Source organism: Streptomyces sp. NPDC026672, from assembly GCF_040638185.1.
Lineage (GTDB): Bacteria > Actinomycetota > Actinomycetes > Streptomycetales > Streptomycetaceae > Streptomyces.
Map to the genome: position 1 here is coordinate 43,092 of NZ_JBEZXS010000035.1, position 16,170 is coordinate 59,261.

The 16,170-nt window shown below is 73.8% G+C and carries 4 protein-coding genes; 3 read left to right on the forward strand and 1 reads right to left on the reverse strand.

Annotated elements, in window-relative coordinates; translation table 11 throughout:
• Positions 1–6: 6 nt before the first annotated feature.
• Positions 7–12,423, reverse strand: coding sequence for a type I polyketide synthase (locus AB0F77_RS32030; protein WP_361955177.1), 12,417 nt, complete (start codon positions 12,421–12,423; stop codon positions 7–9).
• 357 nt (positions 12,424–12,780) lie between these two features.
• Between AB0F77_RS32030 and AB0F77_RS32035 the strand changes: the two genes are divergently transcribed.
• From AB0F77_RS32035 to AB0F77_RS32045, 3 genes are read left to right on the forward strand one after another with little or no spacing between them, the layout of a single operon-like run.
• Positions 12,781–14,169, forward strand: coding sequence for an NDP-hexose 2,3-dehydratase family protein (locus tag AB0F77_RS32035; RefSeq protein WP_361955178.1), 1,389 nt, complete (start codon positions 12,781–12,783; stop codon positions 14,167–14,169).
• Positions 14,166–15,206 (forward strand): Gfo/Idh/MocA family oxidoreductase, encoded by a 1,041-nt coding sequence (locus AB0F77_RS32040; RefSeq protein ID WP_361955179.1) that lies wholly within the window; start codon positions 14,166–14,168, stop codon positions 15,204–15,206. The genes AB0F77_RS32035 and AB0F77_RS32040 overlap by 4 nt, the downstream gene beginning before the upstream one ends.
• A gap of 36 nt (positions 15,207–15,242) precedes the next feature.
• Positions 15,243–15,992 (forward strand): VC0807 family protein, encoded by a 750-nt coding sequence (locus AB0F77_RS32045; RefSeq protein ID WP_361955180.1) that lies wholly within the window; start codon positions 15,243–15,245, stop codon positions 15,990–15,992.
• Positions 15,993–16,170 lie beyond the last annotated feature (178 nt).

Consider the following 16,170-nt stretch of genomic DNA (forward strand, 5'->3'; position numbering starts at 1 on the left):
TTCCGCTCAGGAGATCCCGAGTTCCCTGTCGATCAGGTCGAACATGTCCTCGTCGGAGGCGGTCAGCAGTTCTTCGTCGACCGCCGCCTCCCCCGGCTCTTCGGATGCCGCCCAGGTGTCGAGCAGCGTGCGTACCGCCACCGTCAGTTCCTGCCGTGCGGCGGGGTCGGACGCCTGTCGCCAGGCGGCTTCCAGCTGTTCCAGGCCGGCCGGGACGGGACCGGCCGGGGTGCTGCCTGCGGGCGGCAGCAGCTCCGCGTCCAGGTGTTCGGCGAGGGCGTTCGGCGTGGGGTGGTCGAAGACGATCGTCGCCGAGAGCCGGGTGCCGAAGACCGTGCCGAGCCGGGTGCGCAGTTCCAGCGCGGTCAGGGAGTCGAAGCCCATGTCGCGGAAGGCGCGTCCGGCCTTGACGGTCTCGGAGGGGCCGTGGCCGAGGACCGCGCCCACGTGGGTGCGGACCAGGTCGACGAGCCTGCGCCGCCGCTTGGCCTCGGGCAGCGCGGTCAGTTCGGCGATCAGCTGGGCGGCCGCGTCGGTCTCGTCGTCGGGCGTCCCGGCGGGTTCGGCCTCGCGGGCGGCGAGGAGGTCCCGCACCTCGGGCACCTCGTCGATCAGCGGACGGTGGCCGTGGGCGCAGTAGGCGGGCAGGAAGCGGTCCCAGCGGATGTCGGCGACGACGAGCGTGCTCCCGCCCTCGGCGACGGCGCCGCCGAGGGCGCGCACGGCGAGTTCGGGTGCCATCGCGGGGACGCCGCGCCGCAGGAGCTGTTCGCCGACCTCCTCATCGACCATGCCGCCGCCCGCCCAGGCTCCCCAGGCGATCGAGGTGGCGGTCAGCCCCTGGGAACGGCGCTGTTCGGCGAGGGCGTCGAGGTGGGCGTTGGCGGCGGCGTACGGGCCCTGTCCGCCATTGCCCCAGACGCCGGCGCCGGAGGAGAACAGCACGAACGCGTCGAGCGGACGGTCGGCGAGCAGGTCCGCGAGGTGCCGGGCGCCGAGGACCTTGCCGTTCATCACGGCGGTCACGTCCTCGGGGCTCAGTTCGCCGAGCGGCCGTGCCGTCTCGACCGCGCCGGCGGTGTGCACGACGGCGGTGAGCGGCAGGTCGTCGGGGACGGTGTCGAGCAGCGCGGCGAGCGCGGCGCGGTCGGCGACGTCGCACGCCGCAAGGGTCACCCGGCAGCCGAGCGCGGTGAGTTCGTCGCGCAGGGCAGCGGCGCCGGGCGCGTCCGGACCGCGCCTGCTGGTGAGGATCAGGTGTTCGGCACCGCCCGCGGCGAGGGACCGGGCGACGTGGCCGCCGAGGGCGCCGGTGCCGCCGGTGATCAGGACGGTGCCGCGCGGCTGCCAGGCGTCGCCGCCGTTCCGCAACGGCGTGCGGACCATGCGGCGCACGCTCACCTCCGTGCCGCGCACCGCGAACTCGGTCTCCCGGCGCCCGTCGTCGGCCGCCGCGGGCGCGGCGAGCAGGGCGGGCAGCCGGGTCACGGCGGAGACGGTGCCCTCGACGGGCAGGTCCACGAGTCCGCCCGAGCGGTCGGGGTCGTCGAGTCCGACGACGCGGACGAGTCCCCAGACGGCGGCCTGCGCCGGGTCGGGAGCGGTGTCGGCGCCGCCGGTCGCGACCGCGCCGCGGGTCAGGCCCCACAGCCGGCCGGTGACCCCGGCGTCGTCGAGTGCCTGGACGAGGGTGGCCGTCGCGAGCAGTCCGTTCGAGACACCGGAGCCGGGTGCGCTCGCGGTGGTGTCGAGGGCGAGCAGCGACAGCACGCCGGCGGGCGGTGCGCCGGGCACGTCCACGAGCAGCCGTTCGGCCAGCTCGGCGCGGTCCACGCCGGGCTCCAGGGGAACTTCGACGACGTCGGCCCCGGCGGCCCGCAGGACGTCCGTGGCGGCGGTGGCCAGGGTGTCGCCCTTGAGGGCGGCCGGCACCACGACGAGCCAGGTGCCGCCGTCCAGGCCCGCGCCGGGCACGGGCTGCTCGGCCATCGGCCGCCAGACGACCCGGTAGCGCCAGTTGTCGAGGGTCGTACGGTCGCGGCGGGCGTGGCGCCAGGAGGACAGGGCCGGGACGATCTCGGCGAGCGCGGTGGTGTCACCGAGCCCGAGGGTCTTCGCGAACGCCTCCAGGTCGCCGTCGTCGACGGACGTCCAGAACTCCTCGTCCACCGGGTCCGCCGCCGTGGCGGTGGCCTTGGGCGCGTGGAGCCAGTAGTGCTGGTGCTGGAAGGCGTAGGTCGGCAGTTCGACCCGGTGCGGTGCGTACGGGGCGAAGGCCGGGGTCCAGTCGACGGTCAGGCCGTTGGCCCAGGCTTCGCCGAGGGAGGTGTAGAAGCGGGCGAGGCCGCCCAGGCCGCGGCGGAGGGTGCCGATGACCAGGGCGTCGGCCCCGGCGGACTCGACGGTCTCCTGGACCGGGACGGTCAGGACGGGGTGGGGGCTCATCTCCAGGAACGCACCGTGCCCGGAGGCCGCCAACTGGCGTACGGCGGGCTCCAGTCGCACGGTCTGGCGGAGGTTGGTGTACCAGTACGCCCCGTCGGTGACCGCCGACTCCAGCCACTCACCCGTGACGGTCGACAGGAACGGCACCTCAGGAGTACGCGGCTCGACCGAAGCCAGAACCTCCAGCAACTCGTCCTGGATCAGCTCCACATGGGCCGAGTGCGAGGCATAGTCCACCTCGATACGACGCACCCGCACACCCCGGCCCTCGGACTGCTCCACCAACTCGTCCAGAGCATCCGCGTCACCGGAGATCACCACCGACGTCGGCCCGTTCACAGCCGCCACCGAGATCCGGCCGCCCCAGTCGGCGATGAACTCCTCCGTGTCCGCCACCGACAGGGCGACCGACACCATGCCACCACGACCCGCCAGAGCGATGATCGCCCGGCTCCGCAGCGCCACGACCCGGGCACCGTCCTGAAGCGACAACGCACCCGCCACCACAGCAGCCGCGATCTCACCCTGCGAATGACCCACCACAGCGGCGGGCTTCACACCGAACGACTCCCACAACGCGGCAAGAGACACCATCACGGCCCACAGCACCGGCTGCACAACATCCACCCGGTCGAAGCCCGGAGCACCCTCGGCACCCCGAACCACATCGACCAACGACCAGTCCACGAACTCGCTCAGCGCGGCGGCACACTCACCGAACCGCGCCGCGAACACCGGCGAGGAGTCCAGGAGTTCGACCGCCATCCCCACCCACTGCGCACCCTGACCCGGGAACACGAACACCGGGGACTGGGTCCGTGCGGGGGTCACGGTGCCGGAGGTGACGGTCTCCGCGCCGACGACCACCGCCCGGTGCTCGAACTGGGCGCGGTGGTTGAGGAGGGACCACCCGACGTCCACCGGGCGGGTGCCGGTGTCGCGCAGGTGGGTGAGCAGCCGCTCGATCTGCGGGGTGAGGGCGGTCTCCGAGCGGGCCGACACCAGCAGGGGCACCACGGCGTCCACGTCGGGCGCCCCGGCCGGTTCGGTCGGCCGAGCCGGTTCCACCGGCTCCGGCTGCTCGATGATGACGTGGGCGTTGGTGCCGCTGATGCCGAAGGACGAGACGGCGGCCCGGCGGGGCCGGCCGGTCTCCTCCCAGGTCCGGGCCTCGGTCAGCACCTCGACGGCGCCGGCCGACCAGTCCACGAACGACGAGACGGTCTCCGCGTGCAGCGACTTCGGCAGCACGCCGTACTGCATCGCCTCGACCATCTTGATGATGCCGGCCATGCCCGAAGCGGCCTGGGTGTGACCGATGTTGGACTTCACCGAACCCAGCCACAACGGCCGGTCCTCCGACCGCTCCTTGCCATACGTGGCCAGCAGCGCCTCGGCCTCGATGGGGTCACCGAGCTTGGTACCCGTGCCGTGCGCCTCGACCACGTCGACCTCGGCCGCCGCCAGGCCCGCGTCGGCGAGCGCCGCGCGGATGACCCGCTGCTGGGAGAGTCCGTTGGGGGCCGTGAGGCCGTTGGAGGCACCGTCCTGGTTGATCGCCGAACCGCGGACGACCGCGAGGACCTCGTGCCCGTTGCGGCGCGCGTCGGACAGCCGCTCCAGGAGCAGGACGCCCACGCCCTCGGCGAGGGCGAAACCATCGGCCGCCTCGGAGAACGGCTTGCACCGGCCGTCCTCGGCCAGGGCCCGCTGGCGGCTGAAGGCTATGAACTGGCTCGGCCCGGACATCACGGTGACGCCACCGGCCAGGGCGAGTTCGCATTCTCCGGCGCGCAGGGCGCGCACGGCCATGTGCAGGGCGACCAGCGAGGAGGAGCAGGCCGTGTCCATGGTGACGGCGGGGCCTTCGAGGCCCAGGGTGTAGGAGATGCGCCCGGAGGCGACGCTCGACGCGGCTCCGGTGGCGAGGTAACCCTCGGCCTCCGCGGAGGCCCGCATACTGCTGACGTACTCCTGCTCGGTCAGGCCGACGTAGACGCCGGTGCTGCTGCCGCGCAGGGACGCCGGGTCGATGCCGGCCCGCTCCAGCGCTTCCCAGGTGGTCTCCAGGAGGAGGCGTTGCTGCGGGTCCATGGCGACGGCCTCGCGGGGCGAGATGCCGAAGAAGCCCGCGTCGAACTCGGCCGCGTCGTGCAGGAACCCGCTCTCGCGGACGTAACTGGTGCCGCTGTGGTCGGGGTTCGCGTCGTAGAGGTCCGCGAGGTCCCAGCCGCGGTCGGCGGGGAACGCGGAGATGACGTCGAGTTCGTCCTGCACCAGCCGCCACAGGTCCTCGGGCGAGGTGACGCCGCCGGGGAAGCGGCAGCCCATGGAGACGATGGCGATGGGCTCGTCGTCGGCCGCGGTCCGTGCGACGGCGGTGCGGTCGGCGGGCTGCGGCCGGTCGGAGCCGAACGCCTGCTGGGCGAGGAAGTCGGCGAGGACCGTGACGCTGGGGTGGTCGAAGACGACGGTGGTGGGCAGCCGCAGCCCGGTCGCCTTGCCCAGGCGGTTGCGCAGTTCGACGGCGGTGAGCGAGTCGAAGCCGAGGTCCTTGAAGGCGACCGCGGTGTTGATGCCCTGGGTGTCCGCGTGGCCGAGGACGTCGGCGACCTGGGCGCTGACCAGGCCGACGAGGGCCGTGCGGCGCCGGGCCGGGTCGAGTTCCGCGAGGTGGCGGAGCAGGTCGGGCGTGGTCTCGGCCGCCGTGTCCGTGGTGTCGGCGGGCTGTGCCTCGGGGAGTTCGGCGAGCAGGGGGCTGTGCCGGACGGAGGTGAAGACGCCGGCGAAGCGCCGCCAGTCGACGTCGGCGAGGGCGACGAACGTCTCGTCATGGTCGAGGGCGAGCTGGAGGCCGGCGATGGCGGTGTCCGGGTCGATCACGGGCACCCCGCGGCGGCGCAGGACGTCCTGGATCTCCTCGGCGATCATGCCGCCGCCCGCCCAGGGTCCCCAGGCGACCGACAGGACGGGTACGCCGTCGGCGCGGCGCCGCTCCGCGTAGGCGTCGATGACGGCGTTGGCGGCGGCGTAGGCGCCGTGGTCGGCGACGCCCCAGGTACCGGAGATGGAGGAGAAGTAGACGACGGCGTCGAGACCTGCGGGGTCGAGGACGGTGTCGAGGTGGTCGGCGCCGAGCACCTTGCCCGCGAAGGTCGACTCCAGGTCGGTGATCCCGGCGTCGTCGAGCGAGCCGAGGGCGCTGACACCGGCCGCGTGCACGACCGTGCGGATCGGGGGGACGCCCGCCCGCTCCAGTTCCCCGGGCAGGGCGGCGACGGCGTCCCGGTCGGCCATGTCGCAGGCGACGACGGTGATCCGGGTACCGCGTTCGGCGAGTTCCGCGCGCAGGTCGGTGGCACCGGGTGCGTCGGCGCCCCGGCGTCCGGTCAGGACGACGTGCTCGGCCCCGCCGGCGGACAGCCAGCGTGCCATGCGGGTGCCGAGGGCACCGGTGCCGCCGGTGACGAGGACGGTGCCCGACGGCCTCCAGTCCCGGGCGGGCCGGGCGATGCCGTGCGGGGCGTGGACCAGCCGGCGGCCGAGCGCCTTGCCGGCGCGCAGGGCGATCTGGTCCTCGGCCGCCTCACCGGCCAGGTGGTCGAGCAGCGGGACGGCGTCGGACGGGTCGAGGACGTCGACCAGACCGCCCCAGCGCCCCGGGTGCTCCAGCGCGGCGACCCGGCCGATCCCCCAGACGCCCGCCTGGACGGGGGCGGCGGGCGCGGCCCCGTCGGCGGCGACGGCGCCCCGGGTGACGCACCACAGGAGCGCGTCCGCGGCCACGTCGCCCAGGGCCTGGACGAGTGCGAGGCTGCCGGCGAGGCCCTGCGGCACGGACACGTGCTCGGGGTGCGGACGCTCGTCGAGCCCGAGCAGGGAGAGCACGCCGGCGGCCTCGGTGACGCCCTCGCCGGTGAGCCGTGCGGCGAGCCGCGCGCGGTCGAGGTCCGCCGTGCCGAGGGTCAGCACCCGTACGCCGTCGGCGCGTTCGGCGAGCGCGGCCCGCGTGGCCGTGGTCAGCGGGTCGTCCTGGTGGGTCTCCGGGACGACGAGGAGCCAGGTGCCGTCGAGCCGGGCTCCGCCGGCCGGCGGTGCGGGCAGGGCGCGCCAGGCGACGCGGTAGCGCCACTCGTCGAGGGTCGTACGGTCGCGCCGGCCGCGGCGCCAGGAGGACAGGGCCGGGACGATCTCGTCCAGGGCGGAGGTGTCGGCGAGGCCGAGGGTGCGGGCGAACTCCTGGAGGTCGCCGTCCTCGACGGTCTTCCAGAAGGCGTCGTCCACCGGGTCCGTCACCGGCGCCGTGGCCTTGGGCGCCTGGAGCCAGTAGTGCTGGCGCTGGAAGGCGTACGTCGGCAGCGCCACGGGGCGCGGGGTGTGCCCGGCGAACACGGGCGTCCAGTCGACGTACACACCGTGGGCCCAGGCTTCGCCGAGGGAGGTGTAGAAGCGCGACAGGCCGCCGAGGCCGCGGCGGAGGGTGCCGGTCACGAAGGCGTCGGCCCCGGCGTTCTCCACAGTCTCCTGGACGGGGACCGTGAGGACGGGGTGGGGGCTCATCTCCAGGAACGCACCGTGCCCGGAGGCCGCCAGCTTCCTGACCGCGGGCTCCAACTGCACCGTCTGACGGAGGTTAGTGTACCAGTACGCCCCGTCGGTGACCGCCGACTCCAGCCACTCACCCGTGACCGTCGACAGGAACGGCACCTCGGGAGTACGCGGCTCGACCGAAGCCAACAGCTCAAGCAACTCGCCCTGGATCAGCTCCACATGGGCCGAGTGCGAGGCATAGTCCACCTCGATACGACGCACCCGCACACCCCGACCCTCGGACTGCTCCACCAACTCGTCCAGAGCATCCGCGTCACCGGAAATCACCACCGACGTCGGCCCGTTGACCGCCGCCACCGAAATCCGGCCGCCCCAGTCGGCGATGAACTCCTCCGTGTCCGCCACCGACAGGGCGACCGACACCATGCCACCACGACCCGCCAGAGCGATGATCGATCGACTGCGCAGCGCCACGACCCGGGCACCGTCCTGAAGCGACAGCGCACCCGCCACCACGGCAGCCGCGATCTCGCCTTGCGAGTGACCCACCACAGCGGCGGGACGGACCCCGAACGACTCCCACAACGCTGCGAGGGACACCATCACGGCCCACAACACCGGCTGCACAACATCCACCCGGTCGAAGCCCGGAGCACCCTCGGCACCCCGGACCACATCGATCAGGTCGAAGTCGGTGAACTCGCCCAGCGCGTCGGCGCACTCGGCGAGCCGCGCCGCGAACACCGGCGAGGAGTCCAGGAGTTCGACCGCCATCCCCACCCACTGGGCGCCCTGCCCCGGGAACACGAACACCGGGGATTCGCTCCGGGAGGGGGACACGGCGCCGGAGGCTACGACCTCCGCGTCGAGCAGGACCGCGCGGTGCTCGAACTGGGCGCGCTGGGCGAGGAGGGACCAGGCCGCGTCCACCGGGACGGCGTCCGTGTCGCGCAGGTGCGCCAGCAGCCGGTCGACCTGCGCGGTGAGGGCGGTCTCCGAGCGGGCCGACACCAGCAGGGGCACGACGGTGTCCGCGGCCGGGGTCTCGACGGGCGCCGCGGGCACGGCTTCCGGCTGCTCGATGATGACGTGGGCGTTGGTGCCGCTGATGCCGAAGGACGAGACGGCGGCCCGGCGGGGCCGGCCGGTCTCGGGCCAGGGGCGGGACTCCGCGAGGAGTTCGACCGATCCGGTGGTCCAGTCGACGAAGGAGCTGGGCGTCTCACCGTGCAGGCTGCGGGGCAGCAGGCCCTCGCGCATGGCGAGGACCATCTTGATGACGCCGGCGATGCCGGCGGCGGCCTGGGTGTGCCCGATGTTGGCCTTCAGGGAGCCCAGCCAGAGGGGTTCGCCGTCCGTGCGGCCCTGCCCGTAGGTCGCGAGCAGCGCCTCGGCCTCGATGGGGTCACCGAGTTTGGTGCCCGTGCCGTGCGCCTCCACGGCGTCCACGTCGGTGGCGACCAGGCCCGCGTCGGCGAGCGCCGAGCGGATGACCCGCTGCTGGGAGAGGCCGTTGGGGGCCGTGAGGCCGTTGGAGGCACCGTCCTGGTTGATCGCCGAACCCCGCACGACCGCGAGGACCTCGTGCCCGTTGCGGCGCGCGTCGGACAGCCGCTCCAGGAGCACCATGCCGACGCCCTCGCCCCAGCCGGTGCCGTCGGCGTTCTCCGAGAAGGGCTTGCAGCGGCCGTCCTTCGCGAGGCCGTGCTGCCGACTGAACTCCACGAACATGCCCGGTCCGCCGAGGACGGCGGCGCCGCCCGCGAAGGCGAGCGAGCACTCGCCGGAGCGCAGGGACCGTACGGCCATGTGCAGGGCGACCAGGGACGAGGAGCAGGCCGTGTCGACGGTCACCGCGGGGCCTTCGAGGCCGAGGGTGTAGGCGATGCGGCCGGAGGCGACGCTGGTGGCGGTGCCGGTGAGGACGTGTCCTTCGACGCCCTCCACCGCCTCGTGCAGGCGCGGGCCGTACTCCAGGGCGCTGGCGCCGATGAAGACGCCGGTCGCGGTGGCCTGGAGGAGGTGGGGGTTGATGCCGGCGCGTTCGGCCGTCTCCCAGGCCGTCTCCAGGAGGAGGCGCTGCTGGGGGTCCATGGCGAGGGCCTCGCGGGGCGAGATGCCGAAGAACGCGGCGTCGAACTCGCCCGCGGCGTCCACGAATCCGCCCTCGCGAACGTAGCTGGCGCCGCTACGGTCGGGGTCCGGGTCGTAGAGGTTCGTGAGGTCCCAGCCGCGGTCGGCGGGGAACGCGGAGATGACGTCCAGCTCGTCGCGCACGAGCTGCCACAGGTCTTCCGGCGTGCGCACCTCGCCGGGGTAGCGGCAGCCCATCGACACGATGGCGATGGGTTCGTCGTCGGCGGAACCCACCCTGGCCGCCCGGACGGTGTCGGACGTCCCGGCGTCCGTGGCGCCGGCGTCGCGCGTGGCGTCGATGTGGCGGGCGAGCCGGGCCGGGGAGGGGTGCTCGTAGACGACGGTGGCGGGCAGGGTCAGTCCGGCGGCCCGGTTCACGCGGTCGCGCAGTTCGACCACGGTCACCGAGTCGAAGCCGAGGTCCTTGAAGGTGCGGGCGGGATCGACGGACTCGGGTCCGGAGTGGCCGAGGACGAGCGCGGCGCTCTCCCGGACGAGACGGAGGCTGTCGCCGTGACCGGCCGGGGCCGGGGCGGCGGGCAGTGCCGCCGGGGCTACGGGGGCCTGGATGGGGGCGGCCGGGGCCGGGGTGCCGGTCTCGATCCAGTGCCGGGTGCGCTGGAAGGCGTAGGTGGGCAGGTCGACCGTGCGCGGGTGGTGGCCGGCGAAGGCCGGGGCCCAGTCGACGGTGGCGCCGTGCGTCCAGAGTTCGCCGAGCGAGGTGTGGAAGCGGGCGAGTCCGCCGTCGCCGCGCCGCAGGCTCCCCGTGACCAGGACGGTCTCGCCGGGGACGGCCGCCTCGACCGTCTCGCGGACCGGGGAGGTGAGCACGGGGTGCGGGCTGACCTCGATGAATGTCCGGTGTCCCGCCTCGGCCAGGGCCCGTACGGCGGGCTCCAGGAGCACCGGCCGACGGAGGTTGGCGTACCAGTAGTCGGCGTCGGTGACCGGGCCCTCCAGCCAGTCACCGGTGACGGTGGAGAGGAAGGGGGTCTCGGGGGTGCGCGCGGTGACCGGGGCGAGCACCCGCAGCACCTCGTCCCGCACGGTCTCGACGTGCTCGGAGTGCGAGGCGTAGTCGATGTTGATGCGATGCACCCGCAGGCCCCGGCGGCCGGCCTCGGTGACGAGTTCCGCCAGCGCGGCGGCGTCGCCGGACACGGCCACGGAGGAGGGGCCGTTGACGGCGCCGATGGTGATTCGCCCGTCCCAGGCGGCGATGAGCTCCCGCACCTCGGGTTCGGAGAGTGCGACGGACATCATGCCGCTGAGGTTCTTGAGCGTGACGAGCGCCCGGCCGCGCAGCGCGACGATGAGCGCGCCGTCCTCCAGGCTGAGCGCGCCCGCCACGCAGGCGGCCGCGATCTCGCCCTGCGAGTGCCCGACGACGGCCGCGGGCTCCACTCCGTAGGAACGCCACAGTGCGGCCAGCGAGATCATCACGGCCCACAGCACGGGCTGGACGATGTCGGCGTCCGCGCCCTCCAGGGCGGGCGCGTCCGGCTCACCGCGCAGGACGGCGGACAGGGACCAGTCGACGTAGGGGGCGAGGGCGCGCTCGCACTCGGCGATGCGGTCCGCGAAGACCGGGGCGGTGGCCAGCAGTCGTACGGCCATGTCGGTCCACTGGCTGCCCTGCCCGGGGAAGACGAACACCGGCCGGTCCAGGCCGGCGGCGGCCGGACCGGGCGGTACGGCGGCGGCCAGCCTGCGCAGGATCGACTCCGCGTCGGACCCGGCGCCGACGGCACGGTACTCGTGGGTCGTACGGGTGGTGAGCAGCGACCATCCGACGTCCACCGGGGTGCGGCCGGCCACGGGGTGCGCGGCGAGCCGCTCGACCTGGGCGCGCAGCGCCTCGGGGCTGCGGGCGGACACCAGCCAGGGCACGTCGGGCGCCGTGGTGTCCCGCGCCGAGCCGTTCTGCGCCGCGGCGGACCGCGCCGACACGGCGGGGGCGGGGGCCTGTTCGAGGACGAGGTGGGCGTTGGTGCCGCCCATGCCGAAGGACGAGACACCGGCGAGCAGCGGGCGGTCCGGCCCGGCGGGCGTCCAGTCGGCGGTCTCCAGCTGGACGCGCAGACCGAGGCCGTCCAGGTCGATCGCCGGGTTGGGCACCGTGTGGTTGAGGGTCGGCACGAGCCGGCCATGGGCCAGGCACAGCACCACCTTGAGCAGCCCGGCGATGCCCGCCGCGCCCTCCAGGTGGCCGATGTTCGTCTTCACCGAGCCCACCGCGAGCGGGGTGGTGCGGTGCGGGTCGGTACCCAGGGCGGCGCCGAGCGCGGCGGCCTCGACGGGGTCCCCGACACGGGTGCCGGTGCCGTGGAGTTCCACGTAGTCGACGCTGCCGGGGGCGACGCCCGCGCGCTCGCACGCGCTGCGCACGACGGCCTCCTGCGCGGCGGCGTCGGGGGTGGTGAGGCTCGCGCCGGTGCCGTCGTTGTTGACGGCGCCGCCGCGGATCACGGCGTACACGCGGTCGCCGTCGGCGAGGGCCCGGGCGAGGGGCTTGAGCACGACGACGCCGGCACCCTCACCGCGGACGAACCCGTTGGCCCGCGCGTCGAAGGTGTGGCACTGCCCGTCCGGGCTGAGCCCGCCGAACTCGGCGGCGGCCCGGGTGCTGCCCGGTACGAGGTTGAGGTGGACGCCGCCGGCGAGGGCGACCTCGCAGTCCCCGGCGCGCAGGCTCTCGCAGGCCAGCTGCACGGCGACGAGCGAGGAGGACTGCGCGCTGTCGACGCTGAGGCTGGGCCCGCCGATGCCGAGCGCGTAGGACAGACGGTTGGCGATCAGACCCCGGTTGAGGCCGGTGAGGGTGTGGTGGCCGACGGCGGCCGTGCCCTGCTGGTGGACGAGTCCGGCGTAGTCGGAGACGTCGGCGCCGATGAACACGCCCGTGGCGTGCGGCAGCCGGGAGACGGGCAGTGCCGCGTTCTCCAGTGCCTCCCAGCCGAGTTCGAGGACGAGCCGCGCCTGCGGGTCCATGGCCTCGGCCTCGCGGGGCGAGATGCCGAAGAACGCGGCGTCGAAGTCGGCGGGGGCGTCGATGAAGCCGCCGCGGTACGCGATGGTGTCGCCCCGGCCGGTGGTGAACGCGGTGTCGTGCGCGGCGGCCGGACGGCGGTCCACCGGGGTGTCGGTGATCGCGTTGCGGCCCTCGACGAGCAGGCTCCAGTACGCGTCCGGTCCGTCGGCACCGGGCAGCCGACAGGCGAGGCCGACCACGGCCACGGGTTCGTGGGCCGCAGTGAGGGTCCGGGCCTCCCCGGATACCGGCTCGTTCATGGATGGCACTCCAAACACCAAGGCAACGGGGTCGGGGCAGCTCCCACAGTTGCACGGCGTCCCGCCCGCCCAGTTCTCCAGCCAGGTGCTCTAGGGGAATTCCTAGCGGTACCCGGACATCCCCGAAGTGCCTGGCAGACGCCCTCCGACCGGCCCTGCCGGCACCTCCCGGGCGGGTCCGGCGCGGGCCCATAGCGAAGCCGGTCGGGTCCGGGCAAGGGCGGAAGTCTAGGCGCATGCCACAACCGGTCGCGGCAGGCTCGGTGGGCGTCGGCCCGTACTGCCGCGCGCCCGTGCCCGCGCCCGACAGCGTCGCAGCCGGGCACAGTCGTCCCCCGAGCAGCAAAGGCGGATCCCATGACCGCGACCAACCCGGTGCTGTCGTCAAGCACGGCGGACCCGCCCCTCCTGGCCCGGCTGGCGGCGTCCGCGGCGGCGGTCGAGGGCGGGGTGATGACCAACCAGGAGGTGTTCGCGTGGCTGGCGGACCGGCAGCGTGAGCAGCAGCAGCGCGTCGAGCGCGTGCCGTTCGCGGCCCTGCGCGGCTGGCGGTTCGACGACCGCACCGGCGATCTGCGCCACGACAGCGGGCGGTTCTTCTCGGTGCGCGGCCTGTCGGTGCAGTCGGACTTCGGGCCGGTGGGCTCCTGGCAGCAGCCAATCATCCAGCAGCCGGAGATCGGCATCCTCGGCATCGCGATCAGGGACTTCGACGGCGTGCCGCACCTGCTGATGCAGGCCAAGTCGGAGCCGGGCAACGTGAACGGCGTCCAGCTGTCCCCGACCGTCCAGGCGACGAAGAGCAACTACACGCGGGTGCACGGCGGTTCGGCGGTGCCCTACCTGGACCTGTTCCGCCGGCCGGGCCCCGGCCGGGTGGTGGCGGATGTCCTGCAGTCGGAGCAGGGCTCGTGGTTCCTGCACAAGCGCAACCGCAACATGGTCGTGGAGGCCGGCCCGGAGGCCGAGGCCGGCGAGGACTTCGCCTGGCTGACGCTGGGACAGGTCAACCTGCTGCTGCAGCACGACAACACGGTCAACATGGATGCCCGTACGGTCCTGTCGTGTCTGCCCGACTGGCGGGCGGCGGCCGGCGGACCGGAGGCGGCCGGCCGGTCGCTGCACCCGTACCGGGAGGTCCGCACCTGGCTGACCAAGCGGCGCGCGGAGCACGAGGTCACCGTCGACGTCGTCCCGCTGGACGAGACGAAGGGCTGGCTGCGGACGCCGGACGCCGTGACGCACGAGAGCGGCCGGTACTTCGACATCGTGGCCGTGGACGTCTCCTCGCACGGCCGTGAGGTGCCCGCCTGGTCGCAGCCCCTGCTCGAACAGCGCGGCACGGGTGTCGCGGCACTGTTCGTGAAGCAGGTCGACGGGGTGCCGCACGTCCTGCTGCGCGCCCGCGCCGAACCGGGCTTCCTGGACGTGGTGGAGCTGGGCCCCACGGTGCAGTGCGTGCCGGAGAACTACGAGCACCTCTCCGAGGAGCAGCAGCCACCGTACTTCGCGGAAGCGCTGCGGCGCCGGGCCGGTGCCCGGTACGACGTGGTGCTGTCCGAGGAGGGCGGCCGGTTCCGCAACGCCCAGAGCCACTACATGATCATTGATGTGGAGAGCGAGTTCCCCGCCGTGTCGGACGAGTTCCGCTGGCTGACTCCTCGCCAGGTCGAGGAGCTGCTGTGCTACAGCCACCAGTTGAACGTGCAGGCCAGGACGCTCGTCACGGCGCTGAGGTCGCTGTGAGCGCCGCCCTCGCCCGGCCGCTGAGGCTGGGCGCGCTGGGAACGTCGTCCATCGCGCGCCGCCGCGCGCTGCCGACGGCGGTGGCGACCCCGGAGGTGGAGCTGGTCGCGGTCGCGGGCCGGTCGGCCGACAAGGCGGCCGAGTTCGCCACGCAGTTCGGCTGCGCCGCCGAGGACGACTTCGACTCGCTGCTGGCCCGGCCGGACGTGGAAGCGGTGTACGTGTCCACGCCGACCGCGCTGCACCACACCTGGGCGGCGCGCGCGCTGCGGGCGGGCAAACACGTCCTGGTCGAGAAGCCGATCGCGGCCGACGCCCACGAGGCGCACGAACTCGCCGAGCTGGCCGGGCGGTCGGGGCTGGTGTTGCGCGAGAACTTCATGTTCCTGCACCACCCCCAGCACGTCCGCGCCGCGGAGCTCGCCCAGGAGGGTCGGCTGGGACGGCTCACCACGCTGCAGGCCGCGTTCTGCATCCCGCCGCTGCCCCCCGGGGACATCCGCTACCAGCCCGGGATGGGCGGCGGCGCGCTGCTCGACGTCGGTGTCTATCCGCTGCGGGCGGCCCAGTTGCTGCTCGGCCGGGGGCTGCGGGTCGCGGGGGCCGTGCTGCGGACGCGGGCCGAGGACGGGCTCGACCTGTCCGGTCACGCGCTGCTGGTCTCGCCGGACGGGGTCCTCGCGGACGTGACGTTCGGGTTCGAGCACGCCTACGCGTCGACGTACACGCTGTGGGGGGACCGGGCCCGGCTGACCGTGCCACGGGCGTTCACCCCGCCCCCGGCCCACCAGCCCGTGCTGGTGCTGGAGGAGCAGGACCACGAGGAACGGTTCACCCTGCCGGCCGCCGACCAACTGCGCACCTGCCTCGCCCAGTTCGCCGCGGCCGTGCGCCAGGGCGAGGCCGGCGGACGGGAGGCCGAGGTCCGTGCGGACGCGGTGGCGGGAATGGAACTCGTCGACGCGGTGCACAAGGTCGCGGAGCGTGTGGTCGTGGAGGCCGGGGCAGAAGGGAAGGGACGCACGGCACGCGAGTGACCCTGCCCCGCCGACCACATCCACTGGAGTGTCCCCATGACTTCCCCGTCCTCGCCCGGTTCCGCCTTCGGAAGGCCGTCACGGCCCCCGGCGGACTCCGCGCAGGCGCCCGGCCGGACTGCCGGACCGTCGGCCGCACCCGACGGCCGCACCGGACGGCCGGGCGGCGCACCGGGGGGATCATGGGCCTTCGTCACCACCGTGGTCTGCGACATCGCCCTGCCGGTCGGCCTGTTCTATCTGCTGCGCGAGCTGGGTCTCGGTGAGACCGCCGCACTGCTGCTGAGCGGTGTCGTACCGGCGGTGCACACGCTGTACTCGGTGCTGCGGCGCCGGAAGGTCGACGCGCTCGGGGTGTTCACGCTCACGCTGCTCGTGGTGAGCGCGGCCGCCTCGCTGCTGACCGCCGACCCGCGCATCATCCTGGCCCGGGGCAGCCTGCTCACGGCACTGGCCGGCCTGTGGCTGCTGGTCACCCTGTTCACCGCCCGCCCGTTCACGTACCAGGCGCTGCGCAGCCTCCTGCCCGGCAGGTCGGAGCGGCTGGAGACCCTCTGGACCGGGGACCACTCCTTCCGCCGCCTCTGGCGTGTCCTCACCGTCGTATGGGGCACGGGCCTGCTCGTGGACGCGGTGATCCGCCTGATCATGGCGTACACCCTGCCGGTCGACTCCGTGCCCGCCCTGGACGCCGTCCTGTACGCGGTCACCTGGATCGTCCTCCAGGCGATCACGCAGGTCTCCCTCTACCGCACGGGCACCTTCCGGAAGATCCTCCAGCCCTGATCCGGCCCGGGTCCAGCCAAGGTGAGCCCAAAAGCCACCCCGGAGTCCGGGGTGCCCAACGCGCCGTCATGGATCCGCAGGGCGAGGGCGGTCACGGTGGAGGACGAACGAGGTTCTGACGGTCGGTCGACTGCAGGGAACACCCGTGGTTGCCAGTGCGGCAGCCAGGGCTCGAACT

Coding starts and splice junctions, on each gene's coding strand:
- AB0F77_RS32030 (WP_361955177.1), bottom strand. CDS start 12,423: ATGAACGAGCCGGTATCCGGGGAGGCCCGGACCCTCACTGCGGCCCAC.
- AB0F77_RS32035 (WP_361955178.1), top strand. CDS start 12,781: ATGACCGCGACCAACCCGGTGCTGTCGTCAAGCACGGCGGACCCGCCC.
- AB0F77_RS32045 (WP_361955180.1), top strand. CDS start 15,243: ATGACTTCCCCGTCCTCGCCCGGTTCCGCCTTCGGAAGGCCGTCACGG.